The sequence below is a fragment of the Microbacterium sp. genome (assembly GCF_003248605.1).
In the GTDB taxonomy this organism is placed as follows: Bacteria; Actinomycetota; Actinomycetes; order Actinomycetales; family Microbacteriaceae; genus Microbacterium.
On record NZ_QFPF01000007.1, the window covers coordinates 25,061 to 43,250 of the forward strand.

The window sequence follows — 18,190 nt, forward strand, 5'->3', positions numbered from 1 at the left end:
TGAGAGGATGACGCGGTGACCGATCCCGGACCCGTGGAGGATGCTGCCGCGTCGGGCGACTTCGTCCAGTCCCTCGCCCGCGGGCTCGCGGTGATCCGGGCGTTCGACGCCCAGCATCCCGAGCTGAGCCTGAGCGATGTCGCCCGTCGCACGGGGCTGACCAGGGCAGCATCCCGCCGTTTTCTGCTGACGCTCGCATCCCTCGGCTACGTGCGCAGTGACGGCCGCGACTTCGCGCTGACTCCGCGCGTGCTCGAGCTGGGTTTCAGCTATCTCTCCTCGCTGTCGCTTCCCGAGGTCGTGCAGCCGCACCTCGAGCGTCTCTCGCGCGAGGTCGACGAGAGCGTGTCGGCGGCGGTGCTCGACGGCGCCGACATCGTTTACGTCGCCCGCGTGCCCACTCGTCGCATCATGAGCGTGCGCATCACGATCGGCACCCGTTTTCCGGCATACGCCACGAGCCTGGGCCGGGTGCTCCTGGCGGGCCTCCCGGACGCCGAGGCGGATGCCGTGTTGCGCGCGGCGCCGCTGGACGCGCTGACCTCACGCACGGTTGCCGATCCGACCGCCCTCGAGAGCGAGCTCGACCGGGTGCGCGCCCAGGGGTGGTCGCTCGTCGACGGCGAGCTCGAGCAGGGCCTGCGCTCCGTCGCGGCGCCGGTGCACGACCGGGCGGGACGGGTGATCGCGGCCATCAACGTGTCATCGAGTGCGACCCGCGACACGGTGGAGCACCTGATCGAGCGGTACGTCCCCGCCGTGCTCTCGACCGCCGCCGCGATCGATTCGGAGCTGCGCCTGGTCTGATCGGGCGAGCGGCTCGCGGGCCCGCCCGTCCGCCGCCCGTCCTCGAACCCACACTTTTGCAGCGAGCCGACGATCGTCGCGTGGTGGTTCGCTGCAAAAGTGTGGGTTCGGGTCGCGACCGCGGCCGGTAGCGCGGCAGCGAACACGGGCCCTGATCACCCTGCGGACCCCGGGCATGGAAAGCTCGTTGTCATGACACAGCATCCCGTCACTCTGTTCACCGGCCAGTGGGCCGATCTTCCGTTCGAGGAGGTCGCGCGGCTGGCGGCGTCGTGGGGGTACGACGGGCTCGAGGTGGCGGCATCCGGTGATCACCTCGATCTGCGGCGTGCTGATGAGGACGACGCGTACCTGCGGTCGCGGCTCGAGATCCTGGATCGGCACGGGCTGGGGATCTTCGCGATCTCGAACCATCTCGCCGGGCAGGCGGTGTGCGATGCGCCGATCGATTCTCGTCACGAGGCGATCCTGCGTCCGTACGTGTGGGGCGACGGGGATGCCGAGGGTGTCCGGCGGCGGGCCGCCGACGACATGGCCCGCGCCGCGCGCGTGGCCCGCAAGCTCGGCGTCGACACGGTCGTCGGTTTCACGGGCTCCTCGATCTGGCCGTACGTGGCGATGTTCCCGCCCGTGCCCGAGGCGGTGATCGACGCCGGCTACGAGGACTTCGCGGCACGCTGGAACCCCATCCTGGATGTCTTCGACGGTGAGGGCGTGCGATTCGCGCACGAGGTGCACCCGGGCGAGATCGCGTACGACTACTGGACCAGCGTGCGCGCGCTCGAGGCGATCGAGCATCGCGAGGCATTCGGATTCAACTGGGACCCCAGCCACATGATGTGGCAGAACATCGACCCCGTCGGATTCATCTGGGACTTCAAGGACCGCATCTACCACGTCGACTGCAAGGACACCCGCCTGCGCCCGCACAACGGCCGCGCCGGCGTCCTGGGCTCCCACCTGCCCTGGGGCGACCCGCGCCGCGGATGGGACTTCGTCTCCACCGGACACGGCGACGTGCCGTGGGAGGACTCCTTCCGCGCCCTCGACGCGATCGGCTACACCGGCCCCATCTCCATCGAATGGGAAGACGCGGGCATGGACCGCCTGCACGGCGCAGCCCAGGCCCTGCAGTACGTGCGCACCCTGCTCTGGGACCCACCCGCAGCATCCTTCGACGCCGCCTTCAGCACGCAGTAGCCCGGCGGCCCGGGCCTACTCCGGGATCGAGGGATGCCGCATCGGCGACGCGTGCTTGGGGATGAACAGCGTGAGCACGAGCGCGACCACCGCGGCGCCCCCGGCCAGCCAGAAGCTGAGCTGGAACGCCTGCGGGGTGGGCACGGGCACGCCCTCGAAGGGAGCGGACATCGAGGCCAGGACCGCGCCGAGCACGGCCGCGGCGCTGCTCGTTCCGACGGAGCGGAAGAGCGCGTTGAGGCCGTTGGAGGCGCCGGTCTCCTCGGCGGGGACGGCGCGCATGATGAGCATCGGCATGGCCGCGAAGCTGAGACCGATCCCGACGCCGACGAGCGCGTTGGAGACGACGATGTGCCAGACCTCGCTCGAGAGCAGGAGCACGAAGGCATAGGCGCACACGACCGCGACGGTTCCGAGGGTGAACAGCAGCCGCGGGCCGAAGACGCGGGAGAGCCATCCGGCGGCGGGGGAGAGCAGCATCATGATCAGGCCCGCCGGCATCACGACGAACGCGGCCGCGATGAGGGAGAGCCCGAAGCCGGAGCCCGACTCGACCGGCAGCTCGAGCATCTGCGGGAACACGATGTTCGAGCCGAAGAGGGCGAATCCCATGCCGATCGAGGCGAGATTGGTCAGCAGGACGGGGCGACGTCCGGCGACCCGCAGATCGAGGAGGGGTTCGGCCGTGCGCAGCTGGTAGCGACCCCACACGAGCAGCACGACGACCCCGCCGAGGCCGCTGGCGAGCGTGGCGGGCGAGGCCCAGCCCCACTCATTGCCGCGGGAGATGGCCAGGAGCACCCCGATCAGGCCCGCCGCGAGGCCCGCCGCGCCGAGGTGGTCGAAGCGCCCGGCGACCCGCAGCACGCTGACCGGGACGATCCACAGCACGAGCACGAAGACGACCACGCCGAGGCCTGCGGCGAGCCAGAACAGCACGTGCCAGTCGGCGCGCTCGGTCACGATCGCGCTCACGGGCAGGCCGATCGCGCCACCCACGCCCATGGTCGCGCTGATGAGCGCCACGGCGGTGCCGAGGTGGTCGTGGTGCAGCACGTCGCGCAGGATCGAGATGCCGAGGGGCACGACACCCGTCACCGCCCCCTGCAGCGCCCGGCCCACGATGACGCCGCCGATGGAGGTCGACAGTGCCGCGATCAGCGATCCGAGCACGAGCAGCGCCAGCAGCACGAGCACGATGCGCCGCTTGCCGTACATGTCGCCGAGGCGCCCGGAGATCGGTGTCGCGACCGCCGCGGTCAGCAGGGTGACGGTGACGACCCAGGCGGTGTCTTCGCGGGGCGCGTCGAGCAGTTCGGGCAGCTTCGCCTGGATGGGCACGACGAGCGTGTACATGAACGATGCGCAGAGTCCGCCGAGGGCGAGCACCGCGACGATCGCCCACTGCGGGGTCCGGCGGGTGAGGCGACGTCTGTCATCCTCATCCGAACCCATCCGCTCAGGCTATCGGGGGCCGTCGGGTACGCGGGCCGCGTCTGCCGGAGGCCGGGACGAGACGCCCGCGGCGCTCCGGGATGCCGGCGCCCGGCACCTCAGCTCGACAGCAGGCCGCGCAGCCCGTGCTCGACCCCGTCCAGCCACGTCCCGACGCTCGCGCGCGCCTCGGGGGTGTCGGGGTAGCGGCAGCGCAGGTGCAGCCCCTCGTCGTTGACGATGAACCAGATCATCACGCCGTCGGTGTCGATCACCGCCGAGACGTACTGGATCGACATCCCGGGGCGAACGGCGGGGAGTCGCCGCGTGTCGAGCCACGAGATGGCGAACATGCCCGGCGCCTGCGGCATGCCGCCGTAGGGGGCGAGCAGGGGTGCCAGGGGGTGCGAGCCGAGGGCGAGCGCCTCTTTCACGGCTGCGGCCCCGGCGTGCGGGGTGGGGTCTTCGATCTCGATGACGGAGTTGGTGATGAACCAGCCGACCGAGTCGTGCCAGCGCGGCTCGTGCCGGCTGTGCACCGGAAAAACCGCGCGCAGCGGGGCATCGGCCAGACGCCGGGTGACATCCGCGATCACCGCCAGGGCGCACGCCGTCATGCGCACCCCGTGCGCCCTGGCGTGCTCCTCCAACAGCGCCGTCTCGTCGGCGTCGAGCACGTCGCGCACCTCGACGATCTCGCGCCGCGGCACCGAGAGGTCGCCGAGGGGCAGGGGGAAGCGGGGCATCAGCCCGTCACCCGCCTGCAGGATCTCGGCCCAGCGCGAGCGCACGTCCTCCGGCGCGGCGGGCATCGCCTCGAGCAGCTGCGAGTGCTCGGCGAACGACGCGGCCCGCTCGGCGGCGCCGCCGTCGTCCTCGAGCATCGCGACGACGTCGCGGGCGAGCACGAGCAGCGACCACATGTCCACGTGCGCGTGGTCAGCGCCCAGCACGACGACCGGGCGCTCGTCCGCCGCGTCGATGTCCCCGTCCTCGTCCCCCGGTCGGTGACCCGGCTCGGGCAGCACGACGCACAGCCGATGCGAGGGCTCCGCGAACGGCGCGCACGCGCCATCCAGCACCGCGCGCAGCGCATCTCTCGTCGACGCTCCCGACGGCACGGGATGCTGCCGCCACTCCCCGCCGACGATCTCGGTCTCGTGCAGGGTCAGGCCCCCCGCGTCGTCGCGTGCGAAGACGGTGCCGAGCGTGCCGTGCCGTGAGATCACCGCGTGCCACGCGACCGCGAGGGCGTCGGGATCGGTTCCGATCGGCGCCCGGAACGCGATCGCCATCCACGATCCGGGCCGATCACCCTCGCCCACGTGTCGGCGCTGATCGAACGAGAGCGGCAGGGCGCGGCCGCGCACACCGGACGTGCGCACGGCGTAGCTGTGCAGCGTGCCCTGCGGCAGGGCCATCTGGGCGACATTCGTCAGGCGCATGGCGCCGTAGTCTAGGGGTCTTACATCTCGCGCTCATGACGCAAACGGAGGTCCCGTGCCCCAGCTCGCCGTCGGGGATGCCATGCTCGATTTCGATGTGACGGGCGATTCCGGCCCCCTTGTGGTGCAGCTGCACGGACTCACCTCCTCGCGCGCCCGTGACGCGCAGCTCGGCCTCGATCTCGGTCGCGCGCTGCGCGGGCATCGTGTGCTGCGCTACGACGCGCGGGGTCACGGCGGATCGACCGGCAGCGGCGAGGCCGACGACTACCGCTGGCATCGTCTCGCCGACGATCTGCTCGCCCTCGTCGACCATGTCGCACCGGGCGAGCGCGTGCACGGCGTCGGTCCGTCGATGGGCACCGGCACGCTGCTGCACGCGGCGCTGCGCGATCCCGAGCGCTTCGCGAGCCTCACCCTCGTCGTGCCCCCCACCGCCTGGGCCTCGCGTCGCGCACAGGCGGCGACCTACCTCGAGAACGCCCGGCTGGTCGAGCAGGAGGGGCTCGGCGCGTTCGTCGAGCAGGGCAGCACCGCCCCCGTGCCGCCGGCTCTTGCCGATGCGCCGCTCACGCGCCCGGCCGTGCCCGAGCACCTGCTGCCGACGGTGCTGCGCGGCGCCGCCGCGACCGACTTCCCGACGAAGGCCGCCGTGGCGGGCATCGTCGTGCCGACGCTCATCCTCGCGTGGATCGGCGATCGCACCCACCCGGTGAAGACGGCCAACAAGCTGCACGAGCTCATCCCGCGCAGCCGCATCGCGATCGCCCGCACGCCCTACGGCGTGATGGCCTGGCCGGGGCTTTTCGCCGAACACGTCGCGACGGCCGGCTGAGCACATCCCGCTCGGGTCGGAGGTGCGCCCGCGGGCGCGGCGCGACAGACTGGCATCATGCGATCGGTCCGGGAACTGACGACGATGGACGAGATGATCGAGGCCTCGATCATGCTCGAGCGGGTGTGGGGCGGAGGCCGCGATGTGATGCCGGCATCGGTGCTGCGCGCCCTGCAGCACTCCGGCAACTACGTCGTGGGCGTCTTCGACGACGACGACATGGTGGGCGCCTCGGTCGGCTTCTTCGGTGCTCCGGCGCTGCGCGCGATGCACTCCCACATCACCGGCGTCGTACCCGACCATCAGGGTCAGGGCTGGGGGCGTCTGCTCAAGGGTCATCAGCGCGAATGGGCGTTCGCACGCGATGTCGGCCACATCACGTGGACCTTCGACCCGCTCGTGGCCCGCAACGCCCACTTCAATCTGCGTGTGCTCGGAACCCGCGCGGTGGAGTACCTGGTCAACCACTACGGCGCGATGGACGACGGCCTCAACCGCGGCGACGAGACTGATCGGCTGATGGTCACCTGGGCGCTCGCGGCGCCCCCCGCACCGACTCCCGCGGACGATGAGATCGTGGCGACCGTGCCGATCCCGCCCGACATCGAGGCGGTGCGGCGCGGCAGCGAGGCGGCGGCCGCCGATTGGCGGGTCCGGGTGCGCGAGGCCATCCTCGGACATCTCGGCGACGGGCTCGTCATCGGCGGGTTCGACAGCGCCCGAGGTTACCTCTTCACCCGCCCCGCGCGCTGACGCCATGACCGATCCCGCGGCCCTGCCACCCGTCGCCCTCGATGCGATCGAGTTGCGGGTGCTGCACCTGCCCCTGGTCTCGCCGTTCACGACGTCGTTCGGCACCGAGGCCGTGCGCGAGGTCATCGTCGTGCGCGCTGTGAGCCCCGACGGCGAGGGCTGGGGCGAGATCGTCACGCAGGCCGCTCCGCTGTACTCGAGCGAGTACACGCAAGGGGCATGGGATGTCTGCATACGTCACCTCATCCCGGCACTGTTGAGCGAGACCGCGGTCCCGCCACACGATGTCGGCCGCGTGCTCGAGCCCTTCGTGGGACACCGCATGGCCAAGGCGGGTCTCGAGCTCGCCGTGCTCGACGCGTCGCTGCACGCCGAGGGCGCAGCGCTCGGCGCGTATCTCGGTGCCGTCGTCGATCGGGTGCCCTCCGGGGTCTCGGTGGGGCTGCAGCGCGATCCCGCCGCCCTCGTCGACGCCGTTGCGGGCTACCTCGACGAGGGCTACCGGCGCATCAAGATCAAGATCAAGCCCGGTCGCGACATCGGCGACACGGCCGCCGTCCGGGCGGCCTTCGGCGACATCCCTCTGCAGGTGGATGCCAACTCGGCCTATACGCTCGGCGACACCGCCACGCTGGCCGAGCTCGACGCGTTCGGGCTGCTTCTCATCGAGCAGCCGCTGCAGGAGGACGACCTCGTCGACCACGCCACGCTCTCCCGGACGCTGCGCACCCCCGTGTGCCTCGACGAATCGATCACCTCGCGCAAGGCCGCCGTGGACGCGCTCGCGTTGGGCGCGGCATCCATCGTCAACATCAAGGCGGGGCGGGTGGGGGGATATCTGGAGGCGGTGCGCATCCACGACCTGTGCCAGGCCGCAGGGGTGCCGGTGTGGTGCGGCGGCATGCTCGAGACGGGTATCGGACGGGCGGCCAACGCGGCGCTGGCGGCCCTGCCCGGCTTCACCCTGCCGGGCGATGTGTCGGCCTCGTCGCGCTTCTACCTGCGCGACATCGTCACCGAGCCCGCGGTGCTGGAAGACGGCCACGTGCGGGTGCCGTCCGGGCCGGGGATCGGCGTCGAGATCGACGCTGTCGCCCTCGACGAGGTCACGGTCGCGCGCGAGATCGTGCGCCGCGGCTGAGCGGGCCCGCCGGCACGGGGTCGGTCAGGACGAGAGCGCCGTCTCTCGTCCGAGCTCCTCGAGCAGGCGCAGCCAGACCTCGCTGAGGGTGGGGTACGCGGGCACGGCGTGCCAGAGCCGATGGATCGGCACTTCGCCGACCACGGCGATCGTCGCCGACGACAGCAGCTCGGCGACATCCGCCCCGGCGAAGGTCGCACCGACCACGACCCCGCGCTCGGTGTCGATCACGAGCTTCGCGCACCCGACGTAGCCCTCGGCGTGCACCGTCGCGCCTGCGAGCCACGACATGTCGTACTCGACGGCACGCGTCGGGATGCCGGCATCCCGTGCCTGCTGCTCGGTCAGGCCGACTGCGGCCACCTCGGGATCGGTGAACACGACCTGGGGGACGGCCGCGTGATCGGCCGTCGCGACGTGGCGGCCCCAGGGGGCGTCGTCGACGTCGCCTCCCGTGGCCCGCGCGGCGATGACGTCACCCGCCGCCCGCGCCTGGTACTTGCCCTGGTGGGTCAGCAGCGCCCGCCCGGCGGCATCGCCCGCCGCATAGAGCCAGTCGATGGGCTCACCGTCGGGGCCGAGCACGCGCAGGGTGTCGTCGGTGGAGAGCGCGGCGCCGGGCTCCAGCCCGATCGTCTCGAGCCCCAGCGACTCGGTGCGCGGGCGGCGCCCCGTGGCGACGAGCACCTCGTCGGCGACGATCTCCTCGCCGTCGGTCAGGGTGAGGTGCACGCCGTCGTCCGCGCGGCGGACGGACGTCGCCTCGGTGTGGGTGCGGATGCCCACGCCGGCCTCGCGCAGGGCCTGGGCGACCAGCTCGCCGGCGAAGGGCTCGTTGCCGGTCAGGAGCGTCCCACCGCGCACGAGCATCGTCACGGCGGAGCCCAGGGAGGAGAACGCCGTCGCGAACTCGGTGGCCACGACCCCCGCCCCGATCACGACCAGGCGATTCGGCACCCGCTGCGCGGCAGCGGCCTCGCGGTTCGTCCACGGTGCCGCCTCCGACAGGCCCGGGATGCCGGGGATCATCGCCGCGCTGCCGGTGCACAGGGCGACGGCCGAGCGGGCGACGAGGGTCGAGGTCTCGCCCGCCGCGGTCGTGACCTGAACCCGGCGCTCGCCGTCGAGCGTCGCGTGCCCGCGGACGAGCTCGATGCCCGCACCCTCGAGCCACGACACCTGTCCGGCGTCGCTCCACGAGGACGTCGCACCGTCGCGGAAGCGCAGCGCCTGCGTCGCATCCGGCAGACCGTCGAAAGCCTCGCGCGCCCCGGGCACACGCCGCGCCGCACGCAGGGCCGAGCCCGGGCGCAGCAGCGCCTTCGTCGGCATGCACGCCCAGTACGAGCACTCGCCGCCGACCAGCTCGGCTTCCACGATGGCGACCGACAGGCCCCCCTGCACGGCCCGATCGGCGAGATTCTCCCCCACCGCTCCGGCACCGACGACGATCAGATCGAACTCGCGCTCCGTCATGCTCTCGATGCTAGGGGCGACGCGGGCGCTGAGGGGCCGACGGGTAGGATCGAACGGTATGTCGCGGCGCTCGCCGCGCCCGCGAATCCGCGAACCCCAGCATCCCGACCATTGGAGCCACCGTGGCCGAGCAGTCCCGCCTCGACAAAGTGATCGCCCTCGCCCGCCACCGCGGGTTCGTCTTCCAGGCGGGCGAGATCTACGGCGGATCGCGGTCGGCGTGGGACTACGGGCCTTTGGGCACCGAGCTCAAGGAGAACATCCGCCGCCAGTGGTGGCAGACGTTCGTGCGCGGCCGTGGGGACATGGTGGGGCTGGATTCCTCGATCATCCTGCCCAAGCGCGTGTGGGAGGCGTCGGGTCACGTCGCGACGTTCACCGACCCGCTCGTGGAGTGCCTGCAGTGCCACAAGCGGTTCCGCGCCGACAACCTCGTCGAGGACTTCGAGGCGCGCAAGGGTCGCGCGCCCGACGGGGGACTCGCCGGGGTGCCCTGCCCGAACTGCGGCACGAAGGGGCAGTACACCGAGCCCAAGGCGTTCTCGGGCCTCATGAAGACCTACCTGGGCGTCGTCGACGACGAGTCCGGACTGAACTACCTGCGCCCCGAGACCGCGCAGGGCATCTTCGTCAACTTCGGCAATGTCGTCACCGCGTCGCGCAAGAAGCCGCCCTTCGGCGTCGGCCAGGTCGGCAAGGCCTTCCGTAACGAGATCACTCCCGGAAACTTCATCTTCCGCACCCGCGAGTTCGAGCAGATGGAGATCGAGTACTTCGTGCCCCCGGCCGAGGCGCAGGAGTGGTTCGAGCACTGGGTCGAGGCCTGCTGGAACTGGTTCATCGACCTCGGTGTCGACCCGGCCCACATGCGCCGGTACGACGTGCCGGAGGGGGACCGCGCCCACTACTCCGCGGGCACGATCGACGTCGAGTACGCCTTCGGGTTCCCCGGCAAGCAGTGGGGCGAGCTGATGGGCATCGCCAACCGCACCGACTACGACCTCTCGAGCCACGCCGAGGCGTCCGGACAGAACCTGTCGTACTTCGACCAGACGACCGGCGAGAGATACGTCCCGTACGTCATCGAGCCCTCGTTCGGCCTCACCCGCGCCATGATGGCGTTCCTCGTCGATTCGTACCGTGAGGAGGAGGTGCCCAACGCAAAGGGCGGCACCGACACGCGCACGGTGCTGGGCCTTGACCCGCGCCTCGCGCCCGTCAAGGTCGCGGTGCTTCCGCTCTCGCGCAACGAGCGGCTCTCGCCCCTCGCGCGCGAGGTCGCCGACGACCTGAGGGGCGACTGGAACATCGACTTCGACGACGCCGGAGCGATCGGCCGCCGCTACCGTCGGCAGGACGAGATCGGCACGCCGTTCTGCGTCACGATCGACTTCGACTCTCTCGAGGACCGCGCGGTCACCGTGCGTGATCGCGACACGATGAACCAGGAGCGCGTGCCCCTCGAGGCACTGCACGGCTATCTCGCCGAGCGCCTGCGCGGCGCCTGAGCTGCAGCATCCATCGCCCGCTCGCCGGGCTCGCGGTGCGTCGGCCGCCCCTGTCTCTTGCGTTGGGGCGTTGAAATCACCGTGGGGCGTGCTGCTGCGCGCCCCGCGGTTGCGCTGACGCCCCACCGCGGGGTTGGGCGCGTGCTGACGTCCCTCGCCGCCCCGGTCTTCGCGGGTTGGGGCGTTGAAATCACGTTGGGGCGTGCTGCTGCGCGCCCCACGGTTGCGCTGACGCCCCACGGCGGGCACGTCGCGCGCGCCGACGCCCCAAAAGTGGGTGGGCACGTCGGGGCGCGCCGGCCCGTCAGGCTGTGACGGTGAGCTGCGCGTAGTCCCCGCCGCCGCCGGTGACGAAGGCGTGCGACGCCGCGACGATCTCGCGCAGCACCGTCGGGTCGACGGCGGCGACGTCGGACAGGTACAGGCATCCGACCCCGGTCGAGTGCGGACCCAGCTCGGCCAGCCGCTCGCCGTGCGCCTGGATGCCGTCGAGCAGGTACAGCGTCGAGGCCTGCTTGCGCGGGGCAAACGCGATGATGGGCGAGTCCCCTTCGGTGCCTGTCGGGTAGCGGTAGTGACAGCTGCCGAAGCCGATGATCGTGCCCCACAGCTCGGGCTCACGCCCGCTGACCTCGCGCATCAGGGCGAGCAGCGCCTCGGCGTCGCGGCGGCGCGCCGCGGGGGTTACCTTTGCGACGAACGCGTCGACGTCGCCTCCGGTGATCTTCATGCAGTCAGTCCTTCTGCTTCGCGGCGGCTTTCATCGCCTTCTTGAATTCGCGCACCTTGGCCAGCGATTCGGCGCTTGTGATGTCCGCGACGCTGCGATGCGAGTCCTCGTCGCCGTAGGGGGCGGATGCTGCGCGCCAGCCTCCGCCCGCATACCCGTACTGCTTGCCGAGCAGCGCCAGAAAGATCTTGGCCTTCTGGTCGCCGAAGCCCGGCAGGGCCTTGAGGCGGCGCAGCACCTCGGGGCCGTCGGGTTCGCCGCGGGTCCAGATCGCGGCGGCGTCGCCGTCCCACTCATCGGTGATCGCCGTGCACAGCGACTGCACGCGCGCCGCCATCGAACCCGGAAAACGATGCACCGACGGCGTCTGGCGGAAGACCTCGACGAACGCCTCCGGGTCGTAGGACGCGATCGCGGGTGCCTCGAGGGCGCCGACCCTGTCGCGGATCTCGGCGGGTCCGGCGAACGCCGCCTCCATCGTGATCTGCTGATCGAGCAGCATCCCGATGATCAGGGCGAGGGGGTCGGTGCTCAGCAGCTCGTCGGCTGCCGGGTCTCCGGTGATGTGCAGCGGCATGGGTCAAGTCTGGCACCGCCCGCGGCGGCACAGAACTCCGGAGGATCGCGATGATCCGCGCGCTGTGGCTGCGGGAACGGCGTCGAACCGCCCGACCTTCCGGAGTGTTGTGCAGAATCGGCCGGTGGGAGCCGATCGGTGCCGGGCCGCCGAGCGGGGCAGGCGCCGAGCGGGGCAGGCGCCGAGCGGGGCAGCCGCCGACCGGATCAGGCACCGACCGGAGCAGCCGCCGAGCGGAGCAGGCACCGACCGGGATCAGCACCAGCCCTGCCGGCTCAGGCCGTTGCGGCGTCCACGGCCACGGCGGGCTCTGCGGGCGCAGCCGGCGCGACGTCGATGCCGAAGAGCGTGCCGAGCGCCGCGACGTAGTCGGCGGCGCGGCCCTGCGCCGCGAGATCGTGCGCACGCGAGGTGGGGGTGTGCAGCAGACGGCCGACGAGGTGACGCATTGCCTGCTCGGTGCGGCCGTCATCACCACGGGCCCGCACGCGCGAGATCTCGTCCTCGAGTACGCCGAAGACGTGCTCGCGCAGGGCGACGACCGCGGGCGCGAGGCTCTGGCGCTCTCCGTGCGCCACGAAGCGCCGGGCCGCGTCGCGCACGATCTCGCGGGCGGCATCGGTCGCCTGCAGCTCTTCGAGGGGCGCGTGCAGACGGATGGTCTCGAGATCGAGCAGGTCGATGCCCGACACCGTGGCCACATCGGGGTCGACGTTGCGGGGCAGCCCGAGGTCGACGACGAGGCGGCGAGGCCCCTGACGCGCGATCGGGCAGCCTCCGGCGGCGGCGAGGGAGATCGGGGCCTCGGCGGCGGAGTCGGCGCGACCCCGGCGCAGCACGCCCGCATCGAGCACGTGGTGCTCGGCCGTGGTGCACGTGATGATGAGGTCGGCGTCCGCCGCGGCGCGCGGATAGGCGTCGCCGTCGACCCAGGCGAGACCGTGCTTGGTCGCGAACTTGTGGCCCCGACCCGAGGGGGAGAAGACGGTGATGCGCTCGGCGCCGCGGTCGCGCAGCGCGGCGAGGGTCGCGGCCGCGTAGGCGCCGGTGCCGACCAGCAGCACGTCGAGGGCGGCCCAGTCGGTGACGCGGCTGTCTGCGAGGTCGAGCGCGAGCCGCACGAGCGAGCGGCCGGCGCGACCGAGGGCGGTGGCGTTCTTGACTCCGCGCTGGGCCTCGCTCGCGCGCTGGAAGAGGCGCTCGAGCTCGCCCGAGGACGTACCGTGCTTGCGTGCCTCGCCGAGGGCGCGCCGCACCTGCCCGGCGATCTCGCCCTCGCCGACGACGACGGACTCCAGGCCGGACGCGACCGCGAACAGATGCTCGGCGACACTCTCGCCGACGACCACGCGATAGGAGCCGTCGAACTCATCGGCCGCCACTCCGGTCGCGGCTTCGACGGCGGTCAGTGCGGCTTCGACGCCGACGGCGCCTGCCGCCGTGACCGGCTCGTCCATGTCGATGTAGGCCTCGAAGCGGTTGCAGGTCGCGAGCACGACGGCACCGCGTACGCACGAGTCATGCTCCGCGATCAGGGGAGCGATGTCGGTCGTGTGTACGCTCAACCGTTCGAGGAGATCGAAGCCGGCGGTCTTGTGACTCGCCGTGACGCACAGCAACACACACCCAGTTTACCCCCTGGTCCCGAATGTCCGCCGGGGATCGTTCGTGATCGAGCTACCGCGACGGGTGCGCGCGCCGGTGCGGATGGGAGGATGGAGGGCATGCCCCACACCGATGCGCCCTTGTTGCGCGCCCTGCGCGGCGAACGACCCGAGCGCACCCCCGTCTGGTTCATGCGTCAGGCCGGACGTTCACTGCCCGAGTACCGTGACCTGCGCGTCGGCACGCGGATGCTGGATGCCTGTCTCGATCCCGACCTCGCATCCGAGATCACGCTCCAGCCGGTGCGCCGGCACGGCGTCGACGCGGCGATCTTCTTCAGCGACATCGTCGTCCCGCTGCGCCTCGCAGGGGTGCAGGTCGAGATCGTGCCCGGCCGCGGTCCCGTGTTCGATGACCCGGTCCGCACGGCCGCCGACGTCGACGCGCTCACGGCGAGAGATCCGGCTGAGGTGTCGGCTGCGGCGTCGCCCGTCGCCGAGGCGATCGCGCGCATCACCGCCGAACTCCGAGACACTCCCCTCATCGGCTTCGCGGGCGCGCCGTTCACGCTCGCGGCCTACCTCGTGGAGGGTGGGCCCTCGAAGGAGCACCTACGGGCCCGCGCGATGATGCACGCCGACCCCGTCAGCTGGCATCGGTTGGCCGACTGGCTGGCCCGTGTCGCGGCGGCCTTCCTCGATGTGCAGGTGCGCGCGGGCGCCCGTGCGGCGCAGCTGTTCGACTCCTGGGCGGGTTCGCTCTCCCCCGAGGACTACCGCGCGTTCGCGGCGCCGCACTCGCGCACGGCCCTGGGCGGCGTGCACGGTCGGGTGCCGCTGATCCACTTCGGCGTCGGCACGGGACCGATCCTGCCCGACATGCGCCTGCACGGGCTCGCCGACGCCGTCGGCGCCGACTGGCGGGTGCCGCTGGATCAGGCGGCCGGGATGCTGGGACCCGACACGACGGTGCAGGGCAACATCGACCCGGCCCTGCTGCAGGCCCCGTGGCCGGTCCTCGAGGCGCACGTGCGGGATGTGCTGCACCGCGGACGCGCGGCGCGCGCGCACATCGTGAACCTCGGCCACGGCGTGCCCCCCGATACCGACCCGGACGTGCTGACGCGCATCGTCGAGCTCGTGCACGCCGAGGCGTCGTGACCGAAGCGCAAGACTCCGTCCCCGACGCCGCGGCGCTGCGCGCCCGTGCCGCCGAGACCCACGTCGTCGTCGTCGGCGGGGGCGTCTCGGGCATGGTCGCCGCCCTCGAGTGCGCGAAGGTCGGCATGCGGGTCACGCTGCTCGAGGCCGCTGAGCGGCTGGGCGGCGCGATCCGGACTGCGGATGTCGGGGGTCTGACCCTGGACGTCGGCGCCGAGAGTTACGCGACCCGCGGCGGCTCCGTGAGCGCCCTCATCGCCGAGCTCGGGCTCGCCGACCGGGTCGTCGTGCCCGCGGGCGGGCGGGCGTGGTTGGCCGGAATCCCCGGGGTGGGGGCGGCTCCGATGCCCGCGGGCGGCGTGCTCGGCATCCCGGAGAACCCCTTCGCGCCCGAGGTTCGTCGCGTCATCGGCTGGTCGGGCAGCTGGCGCGCGTATCTCGATCGGCTGCGTCCGGTGCTCACCATCGGACACGAGCACAGCCTGGGTGCGCTCGTGCGCTCGCGGATGGGGCGGGCGGTGCTCGAGCGACTCGTCGCCCCGGTCGTGCAGGGCGTGTACTCCGCCGAGCCCGACACGATCGACGTCGACGCGGCCGCCCCGGGACTGAACGCCGCGCTGACCCGGGTGGGCTCGTTGAGCGGCGCGGTCGCCGTGCTCCGGGGCGAGCGCGATCCGGCCCTCGCGCCCGGGTCGGCCGTCGAGGGTCTCGTCGGCGGGATGCGGTCGCTCGTCGACGCGCTGCACGCGCGACTCGTCGGACTCGGTGTCGACATCCGCACCGGCGCGCGCGTCGACGGCCTGAGCGCAGCATCCGGCGCAAATGACCGTCCCGGGTGGAGCGTGACCGTGCTCGAGGATGCGCCGGAGAACCGCGACGCCGCTGCCCCGGCGATCGCCGCCGACGCCGTCATCGTCGCGACCGAGGAGATCGTCGCGCGAGCCCTCCTCGCACCCGCGGTGCCGGGCCTTGCCCCGCAACCCGACCATGAGCCGCCGGTCGTCGATGTCGTCACCCTCGTGCTCGACACCCCCGCCCTCGACGCCGCGCCGCGGGGATCCGGGGTGCTCACCGTCCCGGGTTCGCACCGCGCCAAGGCCTTGACGCACGCGAGCGCCAAGTGGGCCTGGGTCGGCGAGTCCGCGCGCGCGGCGAGGCCGCATCGGCACGTCGTGCGCGTCTCGTTCGGCAGCCAGGGTGAACCTCCGGCGACGGCGGACCTCGACGGGGCCGCAGCGATCGAGCTGGCCCGCGAGCAGGCCGCACAGCTGCTCGGCGTCGATCTTTCCGCGCGGGACGTCGTCGCAGGCCACATCGAGCGGTACGCCCAGAGCCAGCCGGCATCGGTCATCGGTCGCGCCGCCCGCGTGGCCGCGGCGCGCACGCAGGTGCACGCCGTGCCGGGGCTCGCGGTCGTGGGCGCCTGGATCGCGGGCACGGGGCTCGCCCAGGTCGTCCCCGACGCCCGCGATGAGGCTGAACGCACGCGCGCACAGCTGCTCTGGGGATGAACCCGCCCCCCACGAAGCGCCCGCTGTCAAGGGTGGATGCCGAAATCGGCATACGGGGCTACGCTGGAACGACCGAACGACATTTCCGGCGAAGAAGAGCGTGAGGAGGCCCTCGATGAAGGGCAAAGCAGGACTCGTGATCGGCCTGGCTGCGGGCTACGTGCTGGGGGCCCGTGCGGGCCGCGAGCGGTACGAGCAGATCAAGGGCCAGGCCCAGAAGGTGTGGAACCTCGCGCCGGTGCAGAACCAGGTCGACCGCGCGAAGGACTTCGCGAAGTCCGCCGTCGCCGCCGTTCCGGTGGCCGTCTGGGACGGCGCAGTCAAGGTGACCAAGGCCGCGGCGCAGAAGGGTTCCCCGTCCGAGCGCGTCGACGCGGCGAAGACGGCCGGCAAGAAGAGCGCCGCGGATGTGAAGAAGGCGGCGCAGAAGACGGCCGACGACCTGGCCGACAAGGCCGCCGAGGCGCTCGACGAGGCCGAGGGCGTCGCCCGCGGCGGTGCCTGAGGTGGCGGGCCGCGGCGGCCTGCGCGATCGCGCGGACGACAGTCTGTTCACCCTGCTCGGCGACGTGCCCGAGCTGGTGCGCAATCTGGTCGTCGCCGAGGTCGACCAGGCGAAGTCCTGGGTCGCGAAGACGGCGAAGGACTACGGCATCGGCTCCGGCTGGTTCGTCGGAGCCCTGTTCGTGCTGTTCTGGTCGGTCCCGGTCTTCGGGACGGCGGCGATCGCGGGTCTTGCCACGGTGTGGCCGGTCTGGCTGTCGGCACTGGTCATCGGCGCAGGAATGCTGCTGATCATCGCCGTTCTCGTGCTGCTCGGCCTCGCCCGCTTCCGCAAGGCCTCACGCCGAGAGAGTCCGCTGCACGCGGCCAAAGAAGACGTGAGCATCGTCCGGGAGGTTCGCGATGAGTTCTGACAAGCCCCGCCCCGACTCCCTGCTGGTGTCGCTGCCGCGCACGCTCGTGCCGCAGTTCGACAACCCGGTCGAGCAGGCGCGCGCCGAGCTGAAGGCCGCGCTCGCGGCGATCGAGGAGAAGGCGAACGTCCCCCGTCGGCTGCAGCGGGCCTCGGACCGCGCCGTGACCAAAGCGCGAGCGTTCACTCAGCGCAACCCGTCGGCGGCGACCGTCGTCGTGGTGGGTGTCGCCGTCGTGGTGGGCGTCGCGGTCTGGGGCGCCGTGCGGGCCTACACCGCGCCGCGGCACTGAATCCTGCGCGCCGCGCGGCGCAGCCGTTTGGCGCAGACGGTCGTGTGCGTGAGACTGGACTGATGACGGAGAGCTCTGCGCCCGAACCGACCTCCCTCCCGACTCCCGCCGATGATCCCGTCGAAGGACCGTCGGGTTACGCCCTGTGGGCGGTCTGGCGACGCAACCCCGACCGACCGGTCGCCGAGGTCGACGCCACCGAGCTCGAAGACATCGTCCGTCTCATCGAAGAGGGCGGCGTCACGGTCCGCGGGTTCTACGACGTCAGCGGCCTGCGCGCCGACGCCGACCTGCTGGTGTGGCTGCACGGCGACACGGCAGAGGCGCTGCAGCGGGATCTGCGCCGCCTCCGTCGCACCGAGCTGCTGAAGAACCTGCTGCCCACGTGGAACGCGATGGGCGTGCACCGCGACGCGGAGTTCAACCGCCAGCACGTCCCCGGGTTCCTGCGCGGAATCGATCCCAAGGGGTGGCTCTGCCTCTACCCGTTCGTGCGCAGCTACGAGTGGTACCTGCTTCCCGAAGAGGAGCGGCGTCGCATGCTCGCCGAGCACGGACGCAAGGGCGCCGCCTTCCGCGGGGTCCTCGCCAACACCGTCGCGTCCTTCGCACTCGGCGACTACGAGTGGATGCTGCCGCTCGAGGCCGACGATCCGATCGAGCTGGTCGACCTCATGCGCGACCTGCGGGCCACCGAGGCGCGTCGCCATGTCCGCGAGGAGGTGCCGTTCTTCACCGGACGCCGGCTTCGCCTCGACGAGGTGCCCGAGGTGCTCCAGTGATCCGCGGACGGTCGAGC

The 18,190-nt window shown here is 72.0% G+C and carries 18 protein-coding genes; 12 read left to right on the top strand and 6 right to left on the bottom strand.

Translation table 11 applies throughout. The annotated features are described in order from the left end of the window. Positions 1–15 precede the first annotated feature (15 nt). Entirely contained in the window at positions 16–807 is a 792-nt protein-coding gene (locus DI573_RS02120) for an IclR family transcriptional regulator C-terminal domain-containing protein (RefSeq protein WP_292810133.1), read from the top strand. 192 nt (positions 808–999) lie between these two features. Further along, the gene (locus DI573_RS02125) at positions 1,000–2,007 is read left to right on the top strand and encodes a sugar phosphate isomerase/epimerase (RefSeq protein WP_292810135.1); all 1,008 of its coding nucleotides are present in this window, start codon (positions 1,000–1,002) and stop codon (positions 2,005–2,007) included. Between the two features lie 15 nt (positions 2,008–2,022). Here DI573_RS02125 and DI573_RS02130 read toward each other — a convergent pair whose 3' ends face one another. Both DI573_RS02130 and DI573_RS02135 read right to left on the bottom strand, forming a co-directional pair. After that, a complete protein-coding gene (locus DI573_RS02130) occupies positions 2,023–3,462 on the bottom strand; it encodes an MFS transporter (protein WP_292810137.1) in 1,440 nt (479 codons plus the stop codon). A gap of 98 nt (positions 3,463–3,560) precedes the next feature. After that, a complete protein-coding gene (locus DI573_RS02135) occupies positions 3,561–4,886 on the bottom strand; it encodes a peptide synthetase (RefSeq protein WP_292810139.1) in 1,326 nt (441 codons plus the stop codon). Between the two features lie 55 nt (positions 4,887–4,941). Here DI573_RS02135 and DI573_RS02140 point away from each other — a divergent pair, with 55 nt between their 5' ends. From DI573_RS02140 to menC, 3 genes are read left to right on the top strand one after another with little or no spacing between them, the layout of a single operon-like run. Continuing rightward, entirely contained in the window at positions 4,942–5,721 is a 780-nt protein-coding gene (locus tag DI573_RS02140) for an alpha/beta hydrolase (protein WP_292810141.1), read from the top strand. 57 nt (positions 5,722–5,778) lie between these two features. Next, positions 5,779–6,474: a GNAT family N-acetyltransferase gene (locus DI573_RS02145; RefSeq protein ID WP_292810143.1), complete on the top strand. Its 696-nt coding sequence runs from the start codon at positions 5,779–5,781 to the stop codon at positions 6,472–6,474. 4 nt (positions 6,475–6,478) lie between these two features. After that, entirely contained in the window at positions 6,479–7,615 is a 1,137-nt protein-coding gene (gene menC, locus DI573_RS02150) for an o-succinylbenzoate synthase (protein ID WP_292810145.1), read from the top strand. A 24-nt stretch (positions 7,616–7,639) separates the two neighbouring features. Here the strand turns inward: menC and DI573_RS02155 are convergent, their stop codons facing one another. Further along, the gene (locus DI573_RS02155) at positions 7,640–9,091 is read right to left on the bottom strand and encodes an NAD(P)/FAD-dependent oxidoreductase (protein ID WP_292810147.1); all 1,452 of its coding nucleotides are present in this window, start codon (positions 9,089–9,091) and stop codon (positions 7,640–7,642) included. A gap of 122 nt (positions 9,092–9,213) precedes the next feature. Here DI573_RS02155 and DI573_RS02160 point away from each other — a divergent pair, with 122 nt between their 5' ends. Beyond that, positions 9,214–10,599 (top strand): glycine--tRNA ligase, encoded by a 1,386-nt coding sequence (locus tag DI573_RS02160; protein WP_292810149.1) that lies wholly within the window; start codon positions 9,214–9,216, stop codon positions 10,597–10,599. Positions 10,600–10,903: 304 nt separating this feature from the next. On the opposite strand, the gene DI573_RS02165 is transcribed toward DI573_RS02160, so the two are convergent. From DI573_RS02165 to DI573_RS02175, 3 genes are all read right to left on the bottom strand, one after another. Beyond that, positions 10,904–11,329, bottom strand: coding sequence for a DUF1801 domain-containing protein (locus tag DI573_RS02165; protein ID WP_292810151.1), 426 nt, complete (start codon positions 11,327–11,329; stop codon positions 10,904–10,906). Between the two features lie 4 nt (positions 11,330–11,333). Further along, the gene (locus DI573_RS02170; protein ID WP_292810153.1) at positions 11,334–11,906 is read right to left on the bottom strand and encodes an HhH-GPD-type base excision DNA repair protein; all 573 of its coding nucleotides are present in this window, start codon (positions 11,904–11,906) and stop codon (positions 11,334–11,336) included. Positions 11,907–12,181: 275 nt separating this feature from the next. After that, positions 12,182–13,528 carry a glutamyl-tRNA reductase gene (locus DI573_RS02175; RefSeq protein ID WP_292810155.1) on the bottom strand — a complete coding sequence of 449 codons (1,347 nt, stop codon included), beginning with the start codon at positions 13,526–13,528 and terminating at the stop codon, positions 12,182–12,184. A gap of 102 nt (positions 13,529–13,630) precedes the next feature. On the opposite strand from DI573_RS02175, the gene hemE reads away from it, so the two are divergent. From hemE to hemQ, 6 genes are all read left to right on the top strand, one after another. Then, positions 13,631–14,671 (top strand): uroporphyrinogen decarboxylase, encoded by a 1,041-nt coding sequence (hemE, locus tag DI573_RS02180; protein ID WP_292810157.1) that lies wholly within the window; start codon positions 13,631–13,633, stop codon positions 14,669–14,671. Beyond that, the gene (gene hemG, locus DI573_RS02185; RefSeq protein WP_292810158.1) at positions 14,668–16,182 is read left to right on the top strand and encodes a protoporphyrinogen oxidase; all 1,515 of its coding nucleotides are present in this window, start codon (positions 14,668–14,670) and stop codon (positions 16,180–16,182) included. The genes hemE and hemG overlap by 4 nt, the downstream gene beginning before the upstream one ends. A 115-nt stretch (positions 16,183–16,297) precedes the next feature. Continuing rightward, positions 16,298–16,687: a hypothetical protein gene (locus tag DI573_RS02190; protein WP_292810160.1), complete on the top strand. Its 390-nt coding sequence runs from the start codon at positions 16,298–16,300 to the stop codon at positions 16,685–16,687. After that, positions 16,680–17,099 carry a phage holin family protein gene (locus DI573_RS02195; protein ID WP_363331326.1) on the top strand — a complete coding sequence of 140 codons (420 nt, stop codon included), beginning with the start codon at positions 16,680–16,682 and terminating at the stop codon, positions 17,097–17,099. Before DI573_RS02190 ends, DI573_RS02195 begins: the two co-directional genes overlap by 8 nt. After that, positions 17,089–17,391, top strand: coding sequence for a hypothetical protein (locus tag DI573_RS02200; protein WP_292810162.1), 303 nt, complete (start codon positions 17,089–17,091; stop codon positions 17,389–17,391). Before DI573_RS02195 ends, DI573_RS02200 begins: the two co-directional genes overlap by 11 nt. Before the next feature lie 62 nt (positions 17,392–17,453). Then, positions 17,454–18,173, top strand: a complete 720-nt coding sequence (gene hemQ, locus DI573_RS02205) for a hydrogen peroxide-dependent heme synthase (protein ID WP_292810164.1) — start codon at positions 17,454–17,456, stop codon at positions 18,171–18,173. Positions 18,174–18,190: the final 17 nt, after the last annotated feature.

What these genes read in the sequence shown, in the direction of transcription:
- DI573_RS02125 (WP_292810135.1), top strand. Translation starts at nt 1,000, where the DNA reads ATGACACAGCATCCCGTCACTCTGTTCACCGGCCAGTGGGCCGATCTT.
- DI573_RS02130 (WP_292810137.1), bottom strand. Translation starts at nt 3,462, where the DNA reads ATGGGTTCGGATGAGGATGACAGACGTCGCCTCACCCGCCGGACCCCG.
- DI573_RS02135 (WP_292810139.1), bottom strand. Translation starts at nt 4,886, where the DNA reads ATGCGCCTGACGAATGTCGCCCAGATGGCCCTGCCGCAGGGCACGCTG.
- DI573_RS02145 (WP_292810143.1), top strand. Translation starts at nt 5,779, where the DNA reads ATGCGATCGGTCCGGGAACTGACGACGATGGACGAGATGATCGAGGCC.
- menC (WP_292810145.1), top strand. Translation starts at nt 6,479, where the DNA reads ATGACCGATCCCGCGGCCCTGCCACCCGTCGCCCTCGATGCGATCGAG.
- DI573_RS02155 (WP_292810147.1), bottom strand. Translation starts at nt 9,091, where the DNA reads ATGACGGAGCGCGAGTTCGATCTGATCGTCGTCGGTGCCGGAGCGGTG.
- DI573_RS02165 (WP_292810151.1), bottom strand. Translation starts at nt 11,329, where the DNA reads ATGAAGATCACCGGAGGCGACGTCGACGCGTTCGTCGCAAAGGTAACC.
- DI573_RS02170 (WP_292810153.1), bottom strand. Translation starts at nt 11,906, where the DNA reads ATGCCGCTGCACATCACCGGAGACCCGGCAGCCGACGAGCTGCTGAGC.
- hemE (WP_292810157.1), top strand. Translation starts at nt 13,631, where the DNA reads ATGCCCCACACCGATGCGCCCTTGTTGCGCGCCCTGCGCGGCGAACGA.
- DI573_RS02190 (WP_292810160.1), top strand. Translation starts at nt 16,298, where the DNA reads ATGAAGGGCAAAGCAGGACTCGTGATCGGCCTGGCTGCGGGCTACGTG.
- DI573_RS02200 (WP_292810162.1), top strand. Translation starts at nt 17,089, where the DNA reads ATGAGTTCTGACAAGCCCCGCCCCGACTCCCTGCTGGTGTCGCTGCCG.
- hemQ (WP_292810164.1), top strand. Translation starts at nt 17,454, where the DNA reads ATGACGGAGAGCTCTGCGCCCGAACCGACCTCCCTCCCGACTCCCGCC.